The sequence below is a fragment of the Sulfitobacter sp. TBRI5 genome, from assembly GCF_051013555.1.
Taxonomy (GTDB): domain Bacteria; phylum Pseudomonadota; class Alphaproteobacteria; order Rhodobacterales; family Rhodobacteraceae; genus JL08.
Window position 1 is genome coordinate 4,007,474 of sequence record NZ_CP112884.1, and the last position, 20,436, is coordinate 4,027,909.

Consider the following 20,436-nt stretch of genomic DNA (forward strand, 5'->3'; position numbering starts at 1 on the left):
CGTTTTTTGAGCGTCAAATCAGCAGTGGCCACTCTAACGCGACGTGCAGGTTCACAACTTGAGGAATTCACCCAGGACGGTGTTGAACAGGTGCGGCTTTTCAAGGTGCACCGCATGGGCACATCCGGGGATCACGGCAAGATTGGCATCCTTGATGGATTGCCACAAGTGCTCGGTCTGGCTCCATCGATATGTGCGATCATGATCACCCCAGATCACCAGTGTCTTTTGCGCGACATCGGGCAGATAAGACAACCCGTTCCATTCCTGCATGGCTGTCAGTCCGCTATGAATGGCTTGCAGGCTGCTGCGCTCTGCGATTGCGGCGCATTGCGCATAGGCCGATGCTGCCTCCCGCTCCAGAAACCAGGTGGCTGCAATACGGCGTGCGGTGGCGCGCGGTCCGTCGGCGCGCGCGCGTTCTTTGGAAACGCCGATCGATTCAAACCGCCCCGGCAAAACCCCGATCGCCCCCGTACCATAGAGGATCAGGCGGCTCACGCGTTCAGGGGCAAGCCGCGCCATTTCCTGCACGATCATGCCCCCCATGGAATGGCCCAGCACATGGAACTTTTCGACGCCTTTGTCGCTCAGATCGGCAAGGACCCATTTGGCAAAGTCGATGATGTTGTCGGGGGCCGCCAAATGCGCGTTTTCGCCATATCCGGGAAGATCCGGCGTGATCACGTTGTATTCGTCCCCAAGCGCGTCGCGCTGCCCCGTCCATTGCAGGCTGCCGCCCATGAACCCATGGACCAACACAAGCGTTTTCATTTGCGCGCACCCTGCACGATACGGTCAAGGATCATGGCGCAGAACAGGATCGCAAATCCGGCAAGGATACCCTGCCCGACATTGGCATATTGCAACGCTTCCAACACGTCCTCGCCCAGACCCTTGGCGCCGATCAGCGATGCCACCACAACCATCGCCAGCGACAGCATGATCGTCTGGTTGATCCCGGCGCGGATTGACGGGCTGGCCAGTGGCAAATCAACTTTGGTCAGCAGATACCATTTGTTGGCCCCGAATGAGATTGCAGCCTCGCGCACACTTTCGGGTACCCCACGCAAGCCCAATACCGTAAGGCGCACGACCGGCGTGCCACCGAAAATCATTGTGACAATCACAGCCGCCGGTTTACCCACGCCGAAAAAGGCGATCACCGGGACCATGAACACAAAGGCGGGCATGGTCTGCATGAAATCCATGATCGGCTGGATAAACGCGTAGAAACGTGGGCGACGGGCGGCGAACATGCCAAGCGGAATACCGATCACGATCGAAAGACACGCCGCCGTTCCAAGCAGCGCCAGTGTTGTCATTGCCTTTTCCCAGAACCCCAACAGGCCCATATAGGCCAGAAACGCCCCCGAAAAAATCGCGGCACGAATGCCTGCCGTCAGCCAGGTCAGCAATACGATCAGGCTGGCGATCACGATCCACGGTGTACTGACAAAAATCAGTTCCAGAGTGTCCAGCATCATCCGGATACCGTACGTCAAGACATCGAAAAACGCTTCGCTGTTGCGGACACACCAAGCGATGAAATCCTCAACCCAGGTTACTCCGGTCCGGCGGATAGCCTCGTCAGTCGGGAATTCAGTCAGCAGGGATATGCGGCCCGGAAAGCTGTAGTGCAGCATGGCCGCCACTGCGATCAGGATCATGAAAATGGCGCTGAGCACAATGTGGCTGACCGGCATGCCCGACCGGATTGTCCGGTCTGACAGCCATTCTGAAAATCTGGCCTCTAGCGCCCAGTTGGCCACCACGGCCTGCACTGCCTTGGCAACCAGCAGCGTGATCAGTCCGGCCAGCGCAATCCAGATGCCCTGATCGGCCAGCGCTGCGGCTTCGGCGCGAATGCCGCCGATGTTTGCTTCAAGGGATTCCACCGTGCGTTGGTAAACATCTATTTTGTCAGAATTGCTCTCGATAGCAGCCGCCAGTTGTTCGCGCCGCAGTTCCAGTGTGCCTTCGATTGACGCGATGCGTGCCATCGCGTCTGCCGCCAGATCACCGAACAGGCCACGCGCAATCTGCACCAAGGCCAGCGTTTCAATGATCAGGAACGGCAACGCCCAGGACCACAGCCCGCGCGCGCCGAACCAGACCGGCCCGAACAGCCCCGCCATCACGTTGAAAGTGGGCGTAAAGCGCGACGAAGCGCCGATCTTGTCAAAGTTCTGGATATAGTAATCAGGGCTGGTGCGTGTGAAGGTGCGGATGTTGTCGCGCCGCTCTTTGGCATAGGCGCGCGCGGCCTCTGTATCGGTGTCCTCAAGCGGGTTCACTGCTGTCGTGCTCATGATACTTCTGTCCCTTCGATCACAGTTCGCAGCAGATCTGCACGCGAAATGACGCCGATATCCTTGCCCCCGGATTCGACCAGGATCGCGCTTTCTTTGTCGATGGCAAGGTTGATCAGGGTGCTTAGCGTCTCGGCCTCATTGACGCGCGGTGCATCGGCGGCCAGTGGGCCATGCGCCTTGATATAGGCCTTGATCGGTTGCATCACCGCCGCTGCGTGCACCACCTTGAGACGGGAAATTCCGGCGACAAATTCGGCAACATAATCATCTGCCGGATGCATCACGATATCCTCGGCCGTTCCGACCTGCACCAGACGGCCATCGCGCATGATGGCGATGCGGTCGCCGATGCGCACGGCTTCATCCAGATCATGGGTGATGAAAACGGTGGTTTTCTTCAGAATCTGGCTAAGCCTGATAAACTCGTCCTGCAATTGCCGCCGGATCAGCGGATCAAGCGCGCTGAATGGTTCATCCATCAGCAGCACATCGGGGTTCGCGGCCAGCGCGCGCGCCAGCCCCACCCTTTGCTGCATGCCGCCAGACAACTCGTGTGCGAATTTGGACCCCCACGCCCCAAGTTCCACGATATCCAGAATGGCTGCCGCCTGGCGCATGCGTTCATTCTTGCTGACCTGCCGGATTTCAAGCGGCATCGCGACATTGTCCAGAACCGAGCGGTGCGGCATCAGCGCGAAATTCTGGAAAACCATGCCGATCTTGCGGTTGCGGAATGTTTGCAGCGCCTTGGGGTCCAGCGCCATGACATCCGTGCCCTCGATCAGGATCTTGCCGGCGGTCGGTTCCAGCAGCCGGTTGAAATGACGTACCAATGTCGATTTCCCGCTGCCCGACAGCCCCATGATGCAAAAGATTTCGCCACGTTTGACCGACAGGCTTACGCCGGCCACCCCGACGACAGCGTTGAATTCGGACAGAACCTCGGGCTTGCCCAGCCCGCGTTCGTGGATGGCCTGCAAAGCAGCGCCCGCATTGGCCCCGAAAATCTTCCAGACGTCGGAAATTTCTATAACGGTTTCATCGCTCATCGCGCAAAATGTCCAGGCTGGGGATCAGGGATAGAAACGGCACCGGTGTTGCCGGTGCCGCCAGTTGGCATTTTCAGCGGATCACAGACCCAGCCATGTATCGACGCGATCAGGGTTGTTTTCGACCCATTCGCGCGCCACCTCTGCCGGATCGCGGCCTTTGCCGCTGATTTCGTAGGCAAAGCTGGAAACATCATCGGCTGTCAGTGCAAAATTCGCAAAAAACTCGGCGATTGCAGGCGACCGGTCGGCCAGAGAGTTTGACCACGCAATCTGTACGTTTTTCAGCGCGTCTTTGGTGGCGACATTCGATTTCTGGAACCAATCTGGATCATCCGAAGGCTGGATCATCACATATTTCGCGGGATCAAACGTTGGCTCGGTCAGCATTTTGACGTCGAACATGTACCAGACAGCGTGTGGTTTGTAGCAGTAGAATGCATAACCTTCACCCTTGGCAATGCTGTCCTTGATCCGCGCTGTCTTGACGCTTTCTTCGGCGCGCACAGGTTCGATAAAGTCCATCAAGCCGTAATCGCGTGTCTTCACCTCGTTCACGTTGGCCGAAGCCCAACCCGGTGCACCGATCCACATTTCGCCCAGACCGTTCCCATCGCTGTCCATCAGTGCGGCCACATCCGGACGGCCCAGATCGGCGATATCGGTGATGTTGTTCGCCTCGCCAAAATCTTTCGAAACGCAAAAGCCCTGATTGCCTTCATAGGGGTTGGACGACAGCGTTACGGTACCCGCCTCGTCGACATATTTCTTGGTAAAGCTTTCCTGATTGGGCAGCCAGACATCGGGATGCACATCAATGTCACCCTTTCCCTGATCCATCGCCTGAAAAATCGTGGCGTTGTTGCCGGGCACATATTCAACCTTGCCGCCGATCCGCATTTCCACGACAGCCCCCAGCAGGTGGGCGATCGCCTGTGCACCCGTCCAGGACGGGACACCAATCTTGACTTCTTCCGACGCCAGCGCAGGCATCGCAAAGATGCCGACAGCCGCCGCAAGCCCCAGTGATTTAAAGGTCGTTTTCATATTTCTCTCCTATGTTGGATCGCGCCTTTTTTGGCATCAGTTTTCTTGTAATTCGGGAGTGTTGTTCACGCGCTTTTTTCGCAAACGTTTGGTTGGTTGGATTTCCGGTTCATGGGTTCAAGTCTAGATCAAGTCGTTTCCAGATCGCCAATTCGAACAAATCATCAAACTATTCCGGATTTGCATAAATGTGTATACTGGGCCGGACCGACTGGATGCGCGAAGGTGAAACGACATGGATCTGAACTGGCTGCGCGATTTCGAGTGTCTGGCGCGCACATTGAATTTCACGCGCGCGGCCAAGGAAAGAAACATTACGCAATCGGCTTTCAGCCGTAGAATCAAAGCCTTGGAAAGCTGGGTTGGGTTGCCGCTGATAAACCGCGCCACCTATCCGGTGCAGCTTACCGATAGCGGACAAAATTTCCTGCCGATCGCTATGGCCGCAATTTCACAACTGTCCGAAGCGCGCCAGTCGCTTCGTGATGCGGATATCGGTGACAGCCGGTTTATCCGGTTTTCGGTGCTGCACACGATTTCGGTGAATTTTCTGGCATCCAGGATCGAAGATTTGCAAACACAGCTTCCCGATCTTCGCACCCGCGTCATATCCGATTCCCTTAGCACCTGTTGCGAATTACTGGTCGAAGGCGCGGTCGATATTCTGCTGTGCTATTGCCACCATACAGTTTCGCCCAAGATCGATGAAACCGCATTTGAACGCAAAGACCTTTTGATAGACTGCCTGATCCCGGTGGCCGCCACAGAACCGGCGCGACGATTGGGGTGGAACCTGAACACGGGCGGTCGGTCACCGATCCCCTATCTGGCCTATGAAAGGTCATCCTTTCTGGGGATGGTCGTAGAGCAGACAGTGGATCGAAAAACCCTGAATGTCGAAACCGTCTATGTCGACGGGCTGGTCGAAGCGATCAAACGGCGTTTGCTGGCCGGTGGCGGGTTTGCCTGGATGCCGCAAACCGCAATCGCATCCGAACTGTCCAACGGGCAGCTTGTGCCCATCGGGAACGAAGAGTGGTGCGCCTCGCTGACAATCTCGGCGTTTTCAGATCCGGGTTCGCTTGATCAAACCGCGCTGGACCTGTGGAACCTGCTGTAATCTGCCCCCCACGCCAAATTTTGCCCGGATCACGCCTTTGGCGTTTTCCAAAACCGAGCGAAAACCTCTGCAACACCACGTCCCACCGGGCAGTCAGGCCCTGATAGCCCCGTCTTAATGCGCGATCATGACATGACGCACGGCTGTGTAATCTTCCAGCGCATACATCGACATGTCTTTGCCATATCCCGATTGCTTCAACCCGCCATGCGGCATTTCATTGACCAGCATGAAATGTGTATTGACCCATGTGCAGCCATAACGCATCCGCGCCGACACATCCATCGCGCGGCCCACATCCCTTGTCCAGACAGAGGACGCAAGCCCATAGTCACTGTCATTGGCCCAGTCCACGGCCTGATCGGCATCGGTGAACCGCGTAACAGAAACCACTGGGCCGAACACTTCGCGCTGCACAATCTCGTCCGTCTGAAGCGCGCCCGCAATCACGGTGGGCTGGAAATAAAAGCCCGATCCCTCATGCGACGATCCCCCCGTCGCAATTTCCATATGTTTGTGTTCGCGTGTGCGTTCCACAAAACTGGCAACGCGGTCGCGCTGGCGCATGGAAATAAGCGGCGGAATTTCGTTCAGCGTGTCATCGGAGTTGTCATAAACGATGCTGGCCGCGGCCGCGGACAGATCAGCCACAAGGTTGTCATATATTTTCGGACCGGCATAGATCCGGCAGGCAGCAGTACAATCCTGTCCTGCATTGTAATACCCGAACGCCTTAAGCCCTTCGACGACACGGCCAAGATCGGCATCATCAAACACGATCACCGGCGCTTTGCCGCCCAGTTCAAGATGCGTCCGCTTGACTGTTCTGGATGCGGCCTGCAGCACTTTCTTGCCTGTTGCCACATCGCCGGTGATTGAAACCATATCAACATCCGGATGGCTGATCAGCGTATTGCCTACGCTGGCACCCTGCCCGACGACCACGTTCACAACGCCTTCTGGCAGGATATCCGCCATCAGTTTCGCCAGCCGCAAAGCCGTTAGTGGCGTCTGTTCGGACGGTTTCAGAACCACGGTATTGCCCCCTGCAAGTGCCGGGGCCAGTTTCCAGGCCATCATCATCATCGGATAGTTCCATGGCGCAATCGACGCGACAACGCCAATAGGATCGCGGCGCACCATTGATGTGTGTCCCGCCATGTATTCCCCGGCTGCTGACGTGTGCATGTTGCGCACGGCACCTGCGAAGTATCGGAAGCAGTCTGCCACAGCGGGCACTTCGGCGGTGCGCACCTCGTTGATGGGTTTGCCGCAATTCAGCGCCTCAAGCTGCGCTAGTTCTTCTAGGTTCGCCTCAATCGCGTCCGCGATCGCCAGCAATTTTTCAGACCGTTCGGACGGGGTTGTGCGCCCCCATGTTCCAAAGGCCGCGCGCGCGGATGCCACGGCGCGGTCGATCTGGCCCGGATTGGCCTCGGGCAGCTTCAGAATAACCTCGCCGGTGCGGGGGTTCAAAACGTGTTCTTCTGTATCGGTTCCGGCCTCGAACGATGACCCGATCAGCATCTTGGTTTCCATGATGTCTCTTCCTTTGGTCCAGTTGCCTTGTTGAGTTACTTGCCTTGTCCGGCCACCGTGTCGGTGCCGCGTGTCAGATAATATGCCCCCAGTATCGGCAGGAATGTGACCAGCACGACGACCAGCGCGACCACGTTTGTCACCGGGCGTTCACGCGGTCTGACCAGTTCTTCCAGCATCCAGATCGGCAGCGTCTGTTGTTGTCCGGCCGTAAAGGTTGTCACGATGACCTCGTCAAATGACAGCGCAAAGGCCAGCATTCCACCCGCCAGCAATGCCGTCGAAATATTGGGCAGAATGACATGGCGGAACGTCTGGAAACTGTTGGCGCCAAGATCCATCGACGCTTCGATCAGGCTGCCCGAAACGCGGCGAAACCGTGCGACCGCATTGTTGTAGACAACGACGACACAGAACGTGGCGTGCCCCAGAACGATGGTCCAGAAACTGAACGGGATATCAGCCAGATTAAAGGCCGAGCGCAGTGAAATCCCCGTGATAATTCCGGGCAACGCAATCGGTAATATCACAAGCAACGAGATCGCCTCGCGGCCAAAAAACTTGGTCCGGCTGATCGCCGCGGCACAGAGCGTGCCAAGTATCAGAGCAATCACAGTTGAAATCGCAGCCACCTTCAGCGACAGGGCCAGCGCCGTCCAGACGTCGGGCCTGTGCCATGTAACGGCGAACCATTTGAGCGTCAGGCCGGGGGGCGGCCATTGATAGGATTTATCTTCGGTTGTGAACGCATAGACAAAGATCAACAGGATCGGCAGATGCATGAAGGCAAGGCCCAGCCCCGCCGCAATCTTCAATCCCCGTGGCGCGCGATCAGAGTGCATCAAATGCCCCCTGCCGTTTTGCAATCCACAGATAGACCGCCATCAAAAGAATGGGCACGACGGCAAAGGCGGCGGCAAGCGGGATGTTTCCCGCGGTGCCCTGATAAGCATAGACCGCCTGGCCGATAAACCGCCGCGAAGATCCGACGATCTGCGGAATGATGTAATCGCCCAATGTAAGGGAAAAGGTAAAGATTGATCCGGCGATCACACCGGGCAGCGCAAGCGGCAGCAACACATGGCGAAAGGTTTGCGACGGACGCGCGCCCAGATCACCGGACGCTTCCAGCATCGACACCGGCACACGTTCCAGCGATGCCTGTATCGGCAGGATCATGAACGGCAACCAGACGTAAAGAAACACCAGAAACGTGCCGGTGGCGCTGACCGAGAGGGAATTGCCGCCAATGACCGGAATGGACAGATAGGCGTTCAAAAGCCAGCTGAGGTGCAGGGTTTCAAACAGCCAGTTCAGGATGCCTTCTTTGGCAAGGATCAGTTTCCAGGAATAGACCTTGACCAGATAGCTGGACCAGAGCGGCATCATCACCCCGAGGTAGAATATCGCCTTCCATTTGCCACGGGCATAGCGCGCGGCGAAATAGGCGACGGGAAAGCCGATGATTGCTGCCGCGACACTGACAGCGGTGGCCATGACAACGGTGCGCACGATGATGTCGAAATTCGAAGGGCGGAACAATTCGCCATAGGTCTTGAGGGTGAATTCGTACTGGATCAGGCCGGAAAATTCGTCGATCGAAAAGAAGCTTTGCGCCAGCAGCGCAAACAGCGACCCAAGATAGATAATCCCAAGCCAAAGCGCGGGTGGCAGAATCAGCAAAAACACCAGCAACGAAGGGCGGCGCCATAATTCGTCGGAAATGCGTGACAGCACTCCGCCCTGATCAGCGATGACGGCCCGGTCGGTCATGCGCCCGCCATCACATGCAGATCTTCGCTGTTCCAGTCGACATGCACCGTGTCGCCGGCCTTTGGCACCACAGCGCCCTTGGGCAAAAGCATCGTCATCGCCACACCATGCACCTGCATGGATACCCGCGTTGCAGACCCCAGAAAACTGACGCTTCGAATACTGGCAGCATGCCCCGTTTCAGACAAGCGCACCGCCTCGGGGCGCAGGCTGCCGTGACCGTCAACACCTTTCAGTTCGCGCATCAATGCCGGTGGCAGCACATTGGACGAGCCCACGAAATCAGCCACAAACGGGACCGCAGGGCGATAATAGATATCTTCGGGCGATCCCAATTGCATGATCCGCCCTTCGTTGAACACCGCAACCCGGTCAGCCATCGACAGTGCCTCGCCCTGATCATGGGTCACGAATATAAATGTGATGCCAAGGCTGCGTTGCAAAGCCTTCAGTTCTTCCTGCATCTGTTCGCGTAATTTCAGGTCAAGCGCGCCCAACGGCTCATCCAGCAGCAGGGCGCGGGGTTCGTTTACCAGCGCGCGCGCCAAGGCAACCCGCTGCCGCTGCCCGCCTGACAGTTCAGAGGGCTTACGGTCGCCGTATCCGCCCAGCGCAACCATGCCCAACGCATCCTCGGCGGCTTTGTGACGTGCGCCTTTGGGCAAACCGGCGATCATCAGGCCGTAGGCGACATTGTCGCGCACATTCAGATGCGGGAACAGCGCATAGTCCTGAAAGACGGTGTTCACATTGCGTTTGTAGGGCGGGATGTTCTGCGCGACCTGACCGAATATGCGTATGTCGCCCTGAGTCGGTTGTTCGAACCCCGCAATCAGACGCAGGCACGTGGTTTTTCCCGAACCCGATGGGCCCAGCATGGCGAAAAATTCGCCTTCGGCGATATCAAGGTCAACACCGTCGACGGCTTTCACGTCGCCATAGTGGCGCGACACGCCGGAAAAGCGGATTGCAGATGTCATAGGGCTTCCAGTGATATGGCCCGCCACCACAGGCGGCGGGCACGTGTCGGGGTGGCGTTAGCGCCCGCCGATTACGCCGATGTAATCAGAAACCCAACGATAGTAAGGCACGCATTCACCCTGACTTTCACAGGACGAAACCGGCGTGGTCCAGAACTTGATACGTTCGAAATCGTCCAGCCCGTTCTTTGTGCACCCTTCCGCGGTCTGCATACCGCGCCCATCCGTACAGGCGGCGGGCACAGCGGGGTTTGCGCCGAACCACACAGAAAGGTCCGATTGCAGGTTGGAAGCCAGCGAATGTTCCATCCACATATAGCTGCAATTGGGGTTGGCCGCTTCGGCATGCATCATTGTCGTATCGGCCCAGCCGGTCGCGCCTTCTTGCGGGATCGTCGATGCCACGGCGGCATTGTCACCTTGCAACAGGTTCACCTGAAACGGCCAGCTTCCCGAGGCGGCCATGCCTTCGTTTTTGAAATCGTCGATCTGGATGAACGCGTCGTGCCAGTAACGGCTGACAATCTTGCGCTGTTCACGCAACAGATCCAGTGCGGCGGCATATTGTTCCGCGTTCAGTTCGTAAGGTGATGTGATCCCCAGTTCCGGTTGGTGAAACATCAGATAGTTTGCGGCATCCGCGATGTGGATCGGGCCGTCATAGGCTTGTACGCGGCCTTCGTTGGGCTGACCGTCCGGTAGATCCATCGGTTTGAACACAACATCCCAGCTTGTGGGCGGTTCGGGGAACACCTCGGTGGAATACATCAGAACGTTTGGACCCCACATATAGGGTGTCCCGTAATGGGTTCCGTTCGTGAAATGCCATGGCGCTTCTTTCAAACGGTCGTCCACAGTGGACCAGCTTGGGATCAGGTCGATATTGATCGGCTGCACCCGTTTGCCCGCGATCATCCGCAAAGACGCATCACCCGACGCAGTCACCAGATCAAATCCGCCTTCGTTCATCAGGGCGACCATTTCGTCGCTGGTGTTTGCGGTTTTAACGTTAACCATGCACCCGGTCCTTTCTTCAAAGCTGGTGATCCAGTCGAATTCGGCAACCGTTTCTCCGCGCTCAAGATATCCGGGCCAGGCGACAATGTTGACCTGTCCTTCGCCTTCACCAATTTCCGTTAATGCCGTTTGCGCAATGCCCTGCCCGGCGAAAACCAGACAAAGTGCCATTGCGGCACTTGATTTCAACAGTCCATTCATCTGCAATCTCCCCTGCAAGAACGATATGACAGCTTGGCGCCACCTTCTTGCGATAAAGCTTGCAGCAGAAAGACTGTTTTCGCCAATTCAATTCGCAGAATTATGATATCGGTTTTTCCGATATCTGTACGCTACACCCCAGAAGATAGTTTGTGCGCCTGTGCGATCGCCACAAATTCATGCGCGGCATCAGACAGTTTCGATCCCTTGCGCCAGACAAGGCCAACCTGCACGACCGGCAATGATCCGGACACATCGCGCGCCTCGATCCGGTCGCCCTCAAGCGACCACGGCCGGTACACAAGATCGGGCAAAAGCGCCACGCCGGAGCCGGTCGCGACCAGCGAACGGACAGCCTCGACCGAACGGGTCCGGAAGGCGATTTTGGGCCGGGTTCCGAGAACCGACAACAGCTTGACCGCCTCCTGTTCCATTTCATCGACATTCAGCACGATCAACGGTTCGTCCTTGAGGTCGGACAGGCTGATACTGTCCTGTTTCAAAAGCCGGTGCCCCAGCGGCATCCACAACCGATAGGGCGACACATCCAGCGCCTCGGCATGCAGTGCATAATTATCCGACATGCGCGACGTCATCATCACGGCCACATCCATTTCGCCGCCGATCAGCAAATGTTCAAGATATTCTCCGGACTCCTCGATGGCGGTGATTTCGACCTCGGGATAGGCTCGGGTAAACTTGGCCAGCAAATCGGATATTACATATCCTGCCACAAGCGAGGTCAGGCCCAGATGCAGTTTGCCCGGAGTGCTGCGGTCCTGTTTCTGAAAGGCCCGCCGCGCCTGCGACACCTCGGACAGAATGGTTGTAGCGTGCCGCAGGAACTGATGGCCCTGATGCGTTATGCGCAATCCGCGGGAATGGCGATCAAACAGCCTGACACCCAGATCGGCTTCCAGATCCTTGATGGCCTCTGTCACAGCACTTTGGGAAATAGACAGGGATTGCGACGCCGCACTGACAGACCCGTGTTCGGCCACGGAAACGAAATAGGTCAACTGGCGAAATGTGAATGACACGGCGGCAACATATCCCGAATTGAGTGGTTGGACGGTAGTATAGGCACTCTTTCATCCCAAGAGAAAGCGCCCGCCCAAGCCGTACGAAAACCCCGATCAGGCGCGCGCGCGCGCGCCGGATGGATCGTAAACGCAGTTTTCCACCACCTGTGCCGCGCGCATTTTATTGTGGATCTTGACCTGAAGTCGGGTTCCGTTCTTGGCAAATTCCTGAGGGACCAGCGCCATGGCAATGTCGTGGTTGCAATAATAAGAGAACCCGCCCGAGGTCACGCGCCCGATCAGCTTTCCATCCTGATACACGCCTTCATCCGCGATCACAGACGTCTCTCCATAGGGCAGTTTCAGCGTCACCAGAACCTGATGATTGCCGTCATTTTTCTGTTTGACCAAGGCATCCCGCCCGATAAATGTGCGATCTTCCATGACCACGAAGCGGTCCAGACCGGCCTCGAACGGGGTGATGTCCCGGCGTAGCTCTCGATTGATCGCACGATAGGATTTTTCCAGCCGCATCGACTCAAGCGCTTCAAGACCAAAGGGGTTCACCCCCGCCTTCAGCAACATATCGACCAGATGCCGGTTGTACCCGATCGGGTGATGCAGTTCCCAGCCCAGTTCGCCGGTATAGCTGATGCGCAGCAGGTGCACGTCCTTGGCATAACCCACTTCTCCCTTTTGCGCCGACATAAAGGGGAATGCCGGGGTGGAAAGATCGTTGTCGGTCAGCGGTTGCAGAATGCCACGCGCATTGGGTCCGGCCAGCGCGATCACACCCATCTGTTCCGACAAGTCCTCCATCTGCACCGATCCGTCATCCGGCAACAGACGCGACAGCCGGTCCCAGTTATAGACCTGCCCGTTGGGTGTACTGACAAGGTAAAAGTCGTTTTCGCTGTAGCGCACGACGGTGTATTCGCCATCGATGCCACCGCGGGTGTTGCAGACCACCGAAAGCGCGATACGTCCGATCCCGGGCAGTTTATTGGCCATGATTCCGTCAAGCCACGCGGCAGCCCCCAGCCCGCGTATGGTGAATTTTGTCATCGGCGACATCTCGATGAAACCGGCCGTTTCACGTGTGGTTTTCACCTCTGACTGGACGTATTTCATATGCGCGGTGTGCCGGAACCCCGCTTCGGGCACGGCCAGTTCCACAGAAGGGGCGAACCAACGCGGGAATTCGTAGCCGTTGAACGTGGTCCAGACAGCGCCCGCCACCGTCAGCAGATCATAAGACGGAACGGTCTTCATCGGGCGGGCAAAGGGATAGTCTTCGCCCGGAACATGGGCGTGCATATGGGTGCCCCACGTTCCGCGCACCTTGTCCATGGTCCAGCGTTTTGCGGCAAAATCACCAAAGCGGCGCGGATCGATCTCGGACATGTCAATGCCGGGGTCACCATTGATGATCCAGCGGGCAAGCCGCTCGCCCATGGTGCCGCCCCAAAGAATACCGCCGGGGACACCTTCGGCCAGCCACAAATTCCTGTGCCCCGGTGCCGGACCGCACAATGGCAATTCATCCGGGGTCATCTGAAACGGGCCACGTGTGTTGGCCTTGATGCCGACCTCACCCAAAGCGGGCACACGTTCAATCGCACGTTCCCACTGGGTTTCGACAGCTTCAAAATCTTCCGGCAACAGATCGGCACCGAAAGTTGGCGGCACACGGTCTTCGGCAAAAAGCTTGAGATCCTGTTCGAACTCATAAGGGCCAAACTGAAACCCGCCGACATCTTCCCGCAGGTACGCGCCATAATCCTCATCCCGTAAAATCGGAAATTCCGGCAACCCTTCCTTTCGACGCCGGATCAGTTCGGGCACCGGTTCGGTTGTCCAGTATTGATGCACAATCGGGATGCAAGGCAGGTCAAGCCCCACGCGCCGCGCGTTTTCGCGGGCATAGTTGCCCGTGGCAAATATCAGGTGATCACAGTTGATTTCGCCCTGATTGGTGAACACTTTCCACGACCCGTCCGGCATCGCCTCGTATCCGGTTGCTTCGGTGTTCTGGTAAATGCTGGCGCCCTTGTCGCGCGCCAGTTTGGCCAGACCCATAGTGATGTCGGCCGGATTGATATAGCCATCCTGATCATGCAGAAGGCCGCCGCGGATATCTTTGCTTTGCACCAGCAACGGATGCACCTTGGCCACTTCTTGGGGCTTTAGCAGGCGGCAGGGCACACCTGCGGCTTCGGCCACCGAGATATAGCTTTGGAATTCGTCCCAGCGTTTTTCTGTATTGGCAATCCGCAACTGGCCCACTTGTCGCAGGCCAACCGACGTACCCAGCGCGCGTTCAACCTCGCCATAAATGCGGATTGTTTCCATCGTCATCTTGGAAATCGAGTGGGACCGCACAAATGTCACCAGCAAACCCGCCGCATGCCAGGTTGATCCGGCGGTCAGTTGCGAACGCTCTAGCATCACGGCGTCGGTGCAGCCGTGCTTTGTCAGACCATAAAGAATAGACGCCCCGACACATCCGCCGCCGACAACAACCACCTGCGCATGTGATTTCATTCCATGGCTCCCCCAGCAATTTCCACTTAACCCGTTATCAAAGCCGCCTGCTGTTTTCACCAAAAATGTTAAAGCAGCGGCTGTGCCGCGATCACCTCTTGCAGTGTTGCGCGATGACCAACACAGGCTAACCCCGTTCCAGATGGCATCGGGGCAGCAGGGCCTCTACGCTGGGCAGGTCGCAAAGTCCGGTGCCTGCGGTGGCCATTGTCGCGCTGGCCGCCGCCACGCCCCATTGCAACGCCACATCCTGTGGGTGTCCGCGTGCAAGTGACAGCGTCAGGGCGCCGACAAAGGCATCGCCTGCGCCGATTTTGCTGACAACGGGAACCTGCGGCGCGCGGCATATGTAACATGCATCGGTGCTTACCAGGATCGAGCCTTCGGCGGCGCGGCCCGTCACAATGGTTCTGGCCACGCCCCGTGCAATCAGGGTTCGGGCAAACGCGATACTGTCGTCCATCGTATCAAGTGGGTGTCCTGCCGCCTGTTCGGCCTCTCGCTGGTCCAGCCGCAGTATGTGCAAAGGGGCCAAAGGCTGCGTGATCAGGCGCATCAAGGCACCCTTGGACGTATCGACAACCAGTTTTTGTGTGTGCGGTGCCAGCGCCGCGCGAATGCGATCCGGATAGGCATCGCCCAGCCCCGGCGAGACGCCACCGCTTAAGACCACGTAGCCGTCAGGAGCAGCCGCCGCCGTGATTTCAGCTATTAGGCGGTCGCCGTCTTGCGGTGTCAGGGTTTGCCCGGGAATGCTGAACCGGAATTGTTCACCGGTGCTGCTGTCTGTGACCGCAAAACTTTCGCGGGTTTCACCGCTGACTGCTACGGCGTGAACAGGCACGTTTTCCGCCTCGAGCAACTGCAACAACCGTTCACCCGAAACGCCACCAACGGCAATCAGGGCTTTGGCAGTGCCGCCCAGTTTGCAAATCGCCCGCGCGACATTCACACCGCCGCCGCCCGGATCGATCCTTGGCGCTTCGCAGTACAGCTTTGGTCCGGCGACGACCTGCGCCACCGATGTGGACAGATCAATCGCAGGGTTCAGCGTTATGGTTAGAATGTCTTGCAGAACATCTACCTTTCCGTTTCATGAATTGAATACCGTGGTCAGGAATATTTGCATAGAGAGAGCATAACAGCCCGGCATCGGCCCTACCCGCCTGAACGCTGGTATCTTTGACAGGACAAACCAGATGGAAGACCCCGAAAAACAATCTCTTGCACCGCTTTGGTTGCTGATTTTCCTTCAGGCCGGGATTTCCGCGTCAAGCCTTGTGGTCGAGATCGTGGCTGGGCGGATGATTGCACCCTATGTCGGAATGAGTCTTTACACATGGACGTCAATCATTGCGGTGGTTCTAGCGGGTTTTTCTGTCGGCCACTGGTGGGGCGGGCGGATCGCGGGGTACGAGACGGGCCGCGCGCTGCGGATCACGGGTTGGACAATGATTGCAGCCGCCTGCGCAACAGCCGGCGCAACCCTGTTGCTGCGGGCACTTGCGGGGCCGGTAATCGAAACCCTGTTGCATCCGCTGGCAGCCATTACGGCGCTCAGCATGCTTGCGTTCTTTTTGCCCTCGGTGTTTGCGGGTGTGCCTGCACCTGTCCTGACGGTGGCAGCGATGCGCGGGCGCGACCGTTCTGAACGGGCACTGGGCGCGATGTTTGCGGCAGGTGCGATCGGGGCGATTGTCGGAACACTGGCGGCGGGGTTCCTATTCGTGCCTTGGATGGGGTCTGTGGCGACCCTACTTGTGATTGCCGCGATCTATGCAATGGCGGCACTCACATTGTTCTGGCTTGGCGGGGCTACGTCGCGTGAAATGACGATCTCGCTGGGCGGGATCGCAGCCGTCTGCCTTATCGGCATCGGCGCTTTCAGCCTGCCTTCGGTTTGTGATCGGGAAAGCAGCTATTACTGCATCAGGACTGTCGCCATGTCAGACGATCCGAACGACCCGGTCAACCTAATGGTGGTGGATCATCTGGCCCATGGCATAAGCAACCGCAACACGCCACGGGTGATGTTTACCGAACATGCCGCCATGCTGGATGCCTTGCCCCGCATGCGGATGGAACGAACCGATTTCACGTCTTTCCACATTGGCGGTGGGTCTTATTCGGTACCGCGGGCCTGGGCGGACCGGGGGATAACCGGCATCACAATCGCCGAAATTGATCCCGAAGTCACCGCCGTGGCAGCAGAGCATTTCTGGTTCGATCGCGATACGGCGACAATCCTTCACAACGATGCGCGACGGGCCTTGCGTGGCAGCACCGGGAAGTTCGATGTCATCGTCGGGGATGCTTTTACCGACATCGCGGTTCCCGAGCACCTTGTCACGCTCGAATTCCTTGATCTGGTCGCCGACCGGCTAGAACCCGGCGGCGTCTTTGCGATGAACCTTATCGACAATGTCGACAGGCTGGATGCGCTGTCAGCGGTGATTGTGACATTGCGCGAAGTCTTTGCCAGCGTGGAAGTCTGGACCGTGGCCAGTGCCCCTGTAACCGGGGAACGCCGTGTGTTTGTTTTGCTGGCCAGCGACCAAGACAGCCCGGTATCCGCGATCGAAACGGCGGCACCAGACAGAACCCGGTTTCAGCCGCTGGACCCCGGATTTATCGACAATATTCTACACCGGAAGACCGCCCAAATTCTGACGGATGATCACGCGCCACTGACGCATCTCATGGGCCTTGATCGCGTGGTGGACTGACGCGGCACTAACAGGCGCGGTCTGGCGAACAGCGGAAACCAAACCGCACCGCATCAACCTAGCTGTCGAACCCTTCCAGATAGGCAACCAGTATGTCCAGCGCGGCCTGCAAATCGCGTTTCGCAATCATCTCGGTCACGGTGTGGATATAGCGGGTGCCAACGACGATCCCGATCGCGCGCGCGCCTGCGGCAGCCTGTTGCGCGGCAGCACCGTCCTGTCCGCCTGCGGCCAGCATCGTGCGCTGGAACGGGATTTTCCTGCGCAGGGCCAGCGCCTCGATGTCGCGCACCAGTTCCGCATCGGCGATAAAGCTGCTGTCGCGCACGTGCAGGCCGAACCCCTTGCCCAATTGCGTGGTTGCCATGTGATCGGGCACGCCGGGCGTGTCGCAGGCCAAGGTGGTGTCGATCCCCAATCCGATATCGGGCCGCACACGGTAGGCCGCCGTGCGCGCGCCGCGAAGGCCCACTTCTTCCTGACAGGTAAAGGCCACGTGAATTTCCGCGCCGCGGCCCTTTTTGCCCAGTTTGCGGATCGCCTCGATCCCCAGCCAGCAGGCCACGCGGTTGTCCAGCGCCTTGGACACGAACCGGTCGCCCATTTCGACAAAGGGTTCATCCATGACGACATAGTCACCGACCTTGACCACGTCCTTGGCCTTTTCACCCAGTCCGATATCGACAAAAAACTCGCCGACTTCGGGTATTTTCTTGCGATCTTCGGGCGAGGAAATATGGATGGGCTTGCCACCCGGGTTCATTACGCCTTTCAGATCGCCATCATCGGTGCACACCAGCACCCGACGCGAGAACAGATTGCGCGGATCGAACCCGCCAACCGGTTGCAGGTACAGGAACCCGTCTTTCGAGATATGACTGACCAGAAATCCGATTTCATCCATGTGACACAGCAGCATCACCTTGGGCGCGTCTTCGGTCCCGTGGGCATCGCGCCGACAGATCAGCGATCCCATCGCGTCGGTTTCGACGTTGTCGAACATGCCCTTGATTTCCGACGTGATCAGATCGCGCACGCGGTTTTCGCGCCCCGGCACGCCCGGCATTTCGCAAAGCCGTTTCAGCAAATCAGTGTTCATCGGTTTTCCTTTTGGTCAGTTTTATCAGGGTGTCGCGTGCGTATCGGAAAATGTAAATACGCGCCATGCGCTGCTCCCCGCGATGCCCTGCCGCATCCGGACGCGCGGCGTTTGGGTCATTTCATAAAGAACGGATGCAAATGTGCTGGACCCGCCATTGGTTTTGGCGCGCATACAGATCGGCGCATCTGCATCATCGAAAACCGATTGCAGACGGGCGACCGTATCAATCGCATCCTTGCGCGTGTGCAACCAGTCCAGCCGCGTGCGCGAGCTTTTGTTGAACCCCGCCGCATCCAGCCGCGCCTGCGCGCTGTCATCCACATCACCATTGGCCAGAGGATGGTTGGTGTGCAGCAGCACGCCATCCGGCGGCAACGGCAAGGGCGCGCAGGACAGGGCCGAACATTCGACCGAAGAAATGCCATCGATTGCCGCAAGCGCGTAATGCTGCCCGCTGGCGTGCCCGACACCACGCAAACGCGCCAGAGCGTCCGCACGGTTGCGCGCGCCAAGAGCGTGGCGCAACGCCATCGCCACTGGCAAACCGTCCGCTGCATGGCGCAACATCAACAACGTATTGACGGCTGGTTTGGCAGGCTTGATGGTCAAAAGCGCGGGTTCAGGCGGATCAGTTTGCAAGGCGTCCGACGCAGCCGAAGGGCACTGTGTTTTGGCAAACAGTAAGAGGTAATGTACCGCCCTGCCCGCCACTGGCTGGCTTTCCAGAACAGCGAACGATAAGTCCGATACCGCATACATTGCCGAATTGACGCGTGACTTCCCGCTGAGTGTGCTATTTATGAAATTACTGTGGACAGGGTTTTTGAGGCGATCTGAATGTCGGTGATACGTCAGTTTTTGTTGGGCGCTCTGGTTCTGGGCGCCGCGCTGTTCATCTGGATCCGCTACGTCCCGGAAGCCCGGCCCTTTCTGGATCGCATCGGGGTGCTTTCGCTTCTTGGGATCGAGGATGAACAGCAACGCAGCGATCAGGCCGCTGACGCAATGCGCCCTGTTTCGGTGCCAGTTCAGGTAAAGGTATCCACTGTCACGGCAACGGTCAGCGCGGATGAAGTGACGGCCATCGGGGATGGCCGTGCCTTGCGCAGCGTGACGGTACGATCCGACACTGTGGGCAAGATAACAGACATTGCCCTGAGGGCAGGTAATCGCGTCGAGGAAGGCGCAGTGATGATCCGGCTGGAAAACGAAGCCGAGGCAATCGCGCTGGAACGCGCCCAGATCACTTTGGACAACGCGATTTCAGAAGCAGAACGCGTAAAGCAGTTGCAACGAACCGGCGCCGTCACCGAAGTTCGGGCTCGCGAGGTTGAACTGGCCTTGCGGACGGCGGAACTGGCCCTCAGACAGGCCCAGTTCGATCTGGAACAACGCCGGATCGTCGCGCCAATTTCCGGTTGGGTCGGCCTGATCGACATAGAAGTCGGCGATCGGGTCACGGCGCAGGAAGCCCTGATATCCATCACTGATCGCTCTGAAATTCTGATCGACTTCAGAGTGCCGGAACGCGTGATCAGCGGCATCAAGATCGGGTTGCCGGTCAAAATCATGCCCTTGGGTTTGCGTGATGTGGTCTTGCAGGGCAAGATCAGCGCAATCGATACAATCGTAGATCGCGCCAGCCGGACCCTGCGCGTGCAGGCGCGCGTTGAAAACGCGAACGATCTGTTGCGGGTCGGTATGGCCTTCAAGGTCGGCCTGAGCTTTCCCGGAGAGACATTGTTGTCCGTTGATCCGCTTGCCCTGCAATGGTCCAGCGAGGGCGCGTTTGTGTGGGTTGTGCGTGACGGCAAGGCCCAGCCGGTGAATGTCACGATCCGGCAGCGTAACAGCGATCAGGTGCTGGTCGAGGGCCTGCTGACACCCGGTGAACAGGTGGTGACGGAAGGCGTGCAAAGCCTGCAAACGGGACGCGAGATTATTGTCAGCGACCAAAGCACTGCGCTTGGCGTCGCCTTGCCGTCCCAAACTCTTTAACGG

17 protein-coding genes are annotated in these 20,436 nt (G+C 58.0%); 3 read left to right on the plus strand and 14 right to left on the minus strand.

Annotation, left to right across the window (positions count from 1 at the left end; genetic code table 11):
• Nucleotides 1–51: 51 nt before the first annotated feature.
• The 4 genes from OLX72_RS19915 to OLX72_RS19930 all read right to left on the minus strand — a co-directional run bounded on the left by OLX72_RS19915 (nucleotide 52) and on the right by OLX72_RS19930 (nucleotide 4,411).
• Complete coding sequence (locus OLX72_RS19915) at nucleotides 52–774, minus strand: alpha/beta fold hydrolase (protein WP_114869518.1); 723 nt, start codon at nucleotides 772–774, stop codon at nucleotides 52–54.
• Nucleotides 771–2,312, minus strand: a complete 1,542-nt coding sequence (locus tag OLX72_RS19920) for an ABC transporter permease (RefSeq protein WP_433989409.1) — start codon at nucleotides 2,310–2,312, stop codon at nucleotides 771–773. Before OLX72_RS19920 ends, OLX72_RS19915 begins: the two co-directional genes overlap by 4 nt.
• Nucleotides 2,309–3,364: a quaternary amine ABC transporter ATP-binding protein gene (locus OLX72_RS19925; protein WP_114869516.1), complete on the minus strand. Its 1,056-nt coding sequence runs from the start codon at nucleotides 3,362–3,364 to the stop codon at nucleotides 2,309–2,311. Before OLX72_RS19925 ends, OLX72_RS19920 begins: the two co-directional genes overlap by 4 nt.
• Nucleotides 3,365–3,445: 81 nt before the next feature.
• The gene (locus tag OLX72_RS19930) at nucleotides 3,446–4,411 is read right to left on the minus strand and encodes an ABC transporter substrate-binding protein (protein ID WP_114869515.1); all 966 of its coding nucleotides are present in this window, start codon (nucleotides 4,409–4,411) and stop codon (nucleotides 3,446–3,448) included.
• A gap of 235 nt (nucleotides 4,412–4,646) precedes the next feature.
• Here OLX72_RS19930 and OLX72_RS19935 point away from each other — a divergent pair, with 235 nt between their 5' ends.
• Nucleotides 4,647–5,531 carry a LysR family transcriptional regulator gene (locus OLX72_RS19935; protein ID WP_114869514.1) on the plus strand — a complete coding sequence of 295 codons (885 nt, stop codon included), beginning with the start codon at nucleotides 4,647–4,649 and terminating at the stop codon, nucleotides 5,529–5,531.
• A 114-nt stretch (nucleotides 5,532–5,645) separates the two neighbouring features.
• On the opposite strand, the gene OLX72_RS19940 is transcribed toward OLX72_RS19935, so the two are convergent.
• The 8 genes from OLX72_RS19940 to OLX72_RS19975 all read right to left on the minus strand — a co-directional run bounded on the left by OLX72_RS19940 (nucleotide 5,646) and on the right by OLX72_RS19975 (nucleotide 15,682).
• A complete protein-coding gene (locus OLX72_RS19940) occupies nucleotides 5,646–7,070 on the minus strand; it encodes a gamma-aminobutyraldehyde dehydrogenase (protein WP_433989410.1) in 1,425 nt (474 codons plus the stop codon).
• Between the two features lie 35 nt (nucleotides 7,071–7,105).
• On the minus strand, nucleotides 7,106–7,912 hold the full coding sequence (locus OLX72_RS19945) for an ABC transporter permease (protein WP_114869512.1): 807 nt from the start codon (nucleotides 7,910–7,912) through the stop codon (nucleotides 7,106–7,108).
• Nucleotides 7,902–8,843: an ABC transporter permease gene (locus OLX72_RS19950; protein ID WP_114869511.1), complete on the minus strand. Its 942-nt coding sequence runs from the start codon at nucleotides 8,841–8,843 to the stop codon at nucleotides 7,902–7,904. Before OLX72_RS19950 ends, OLX72_RS19945 begins: the two co-directional genes overlap by 11 nt.
• Entirely contained in the window at nucleotides 8,840–9,823 is a 984-nt protein-coding gene (locus OLX72_RS19955) for an ABC transporter ATP-binding protein (RefSeq protein ID WP_433989411.1), read from the minus strand. The genes OLX72_RS19950 and OLX72_RS19955 overlap by 4 nt, the downstream gene beginning before the upstream one ends.
• Nucleotides 9,824–9,880: 57 nt before the next feature.
• Nucleotides 9,881–11,041 (minus strand): ABC transporter substrate-binding protein, encoded by a 1,161-nt coding sequence (locus OLX72_RS19960; protein WP_433989412.1) that lies wholly within the window; start codon nucleotides 11,039–11,041, stop codon nucleotides 9,881–9,883.
• Between the two features lie 131 nt (nucleotides 11,042–11,172).
• The gene (locus OLX72_RS19965) at nucleotides 11,173–12,081 is read right to left on the minus strand and encodes a LysR family transcriptional regulator (RefSeq protein ID WP_114869508.1); all 909 of its coding nucleotides are present in this window, start codon (nucleotides 12,079–12,081) and stop codon (nucleotides 11,173–11,175) included.
• Between the two features lie 96 nt (nucleotides 12,082–12,177).
• Nucleotides 12,178–14,607, minus strand: coding sequence for a GcvT family protein (locus OLX72_RS19970; protein WP_433989413.1), 2,430 nt, complete (start codon nucleotides 14,605–14,607; stop codon nucleotides 12,178–12,180).
• Nucleotides 14,608–14,734: 127 nt separating this feature from the next.
• Complete coding sequence (locus OLX72_RS19975; protein WP_433990485.1) at nucleotides 14,735–15,682, minus strand: 1-phosphofructokinase family hexose kinase; 948 nt, start codon at nucleotides 15,680–15,682, stop codon at nucleotides 14,735–14,737.
• Nucleotides 15,683–15,806: 124 nt separating this feature from the next.
• Here OLX72_RS19975 and OLX72_RS19980 point away from each other — a divergent pair, with 124 nt between their 5' ends.
• Complete coding sequence (locus tag OLX72_RS19980) at nucleotides 15,807–17,333, plus strand: fused MFS/spermidine synthase (protein ID WP_433989414.1); 1,527 nt, start codon at nucleotides 15,807–15,809, stop codon at nucleotides 17,331–17,333.
• A gap of 58 nt (nucleotides 17,334–17,391) precedes the next feature.
• Here OLX72_RS19980 and OLX72_RS19985 read toward each other — a convergent pair whose 3' ends face one another.
• Both OLX72_RS19985 and OLX72_RS19990 read right to left on the minus strand, forming a co-directional pair.
• Nucleotides 17,392–18,432, minus strand: a complete 1,041-nt coding sequence (locus OLX72_RS19985; RefSeq protein ID WP_433989415.1) for a M42 family metallopeptidase — start codon at nucleotides 18,430–18,432, stop codon at nucleotides 17,392–17,394.
• A gap of 24 nt (nucleotides 18,433–18,456) precedes the next feature.
• Entirely contained in the window at nucleotides 18,457–19,194 is a 738-nt protein-coding gene (locus tag OLX72_RS19990) for a carcinine hydrolase/isopenicillin-N N-acyltransferase family protein (RefSeq protein WP_433989416.1), read from the minus strand.
• 78 nt (nucleotides 19,195–19,272) lie between these two features.
• Between OLX72_RS19990 and OLX72_RS19995 the strand changes: the two genes are divergently transcribed.
• Nucleotides 19,273–20,433, plus strand: a complete 1,161-nt coding sequence (locus tag OLX72_RS19995) for an efflux RND transporter periplasmic adaptor subunit (RefSeq protein ID WP_433989417.1) — start codon at nucleotides 19,273–19,275, stop codon at nucleotides 20,431–20,433.
• The last annotated feature ends 3 nt before the right edge of the window (nucleotides 20,434–20,436 follow it).

What these genes read in the sequence shown, in the direction of transcription:
- OLX72_RS19915 (WP_114869518.1), bottom strand. Translation starts at nt 774, where the DNA reads ATGAAAACGCTTGTGTTGGTCCATGGGTTCATGGGCGGCAGCCTGCAA.
- OLX72_RS19920 (WP_433989409.1), bottom strand. Translation starts at nt 2,312, where the DNA reads ATGAGCACGACAGCAGTGAACCCGCTTGAGGACACCGATACAGAGGCC.
- OLX72_RS19925 (WP_114869516.1), bottom strand. Translation starts at nt 3,364, where the DNA reads ATGAGCGATGAAACCGTTATAGAAATTTCCGACGTCTGGAAGATTTTC.
- OLX72_RS19930 (WP_114869515.1), bottom strand. Translation starts at nt 4,411, where the DNA reads ATGAAAACGACCTTTAAATCACTGGGGCTTGCGGCGGCTGTCGGCATC.
- OLX72_RS19935 (WP_114869514.1), top strand. Translation starts at nt 4,647, where the DNA reads ATGGATCTGAACTGGCTGCGCGATTTCGAGTGTCTGGCGCGCACATTG.
- OLX72_RS19940 (WP_433989410.1), bottom strand. Translation starts at nt 7,070, where the DNA reads ATGGAAACCAAGATGCTGATCGGGTCATCGTTCGAGGCCGGAACCGAT.
- OLX72_RS19945 (WP_114869512.1), bottom strand. Translation starts at nt 7,912, where the DNA reads ATGCACTCTGATCGCGCGCCACGGGGATTGAAGATTGCGGCGGGGCTG.
- OLX72_RS19950 (WP_114869511.1), bottom strand. Translation starts at nt 8,843, where the DNA reads ATGACCGACCGGGCCGTCATCGCTGATCAGGGCGGAGTGCTGTCACGC.
- OLX72_RS19955 (WP_433989411.1), bottom strand. Translation starts at nt 9,823, where the DNA reads ATGACATCTGCAATCCGCTTTTCCGGCGTGTCGCGCCACTATGGCGAC.
- OLX72_RS19960 (WP_433989412.1), bottom strand. Translation starts at nt 11,041, where the DNA reads ATGAATGGACTGTTGAAATCAAGTGCCGCAATGGCACTTTGTCTGGTT.
- OLX72_RS19970 (WP_433989413.1), bottom strand. Translation starts at nt 14,607, where the DNA reads ATGAAATCACATGCGCAGGTGGTTGTTGTCGGCGGCGGATGTGTCGGG.
- OLX72_RS19980 (WP_433989414.1), top strand. Translation starts at nt 15,807, where the DNA reads ATGGAAGACCCCGAAAAACAATCTCTTGCACCGCTTTGGTTGCTGATT.
- OLX72_RS19985 (WP_433989415.1), bottom strand. Translation starts at nt 18,432, where the DNA reads ATGAACACTGATTTGCTGAAACGGCTTTGCGAAATGCCGGGCGTGCCG.
- OLX72_RS19990 (WP_433989416.1), bottom strand. Translation starts at nt 19,194, where the DNA reads ATGTATGCGGTATCGGACTTATCGTTCGCTGTTCTGGAAAGCCAGCCA.
- OLX72_RS19995 (WP_433989417.1), top strand. Translation starts at nt 19,273, where the DNA reads ATGTCGGTGATACGTCAGTTTTTGTTGGGCGCTCTGGTTCTGGGCGCC.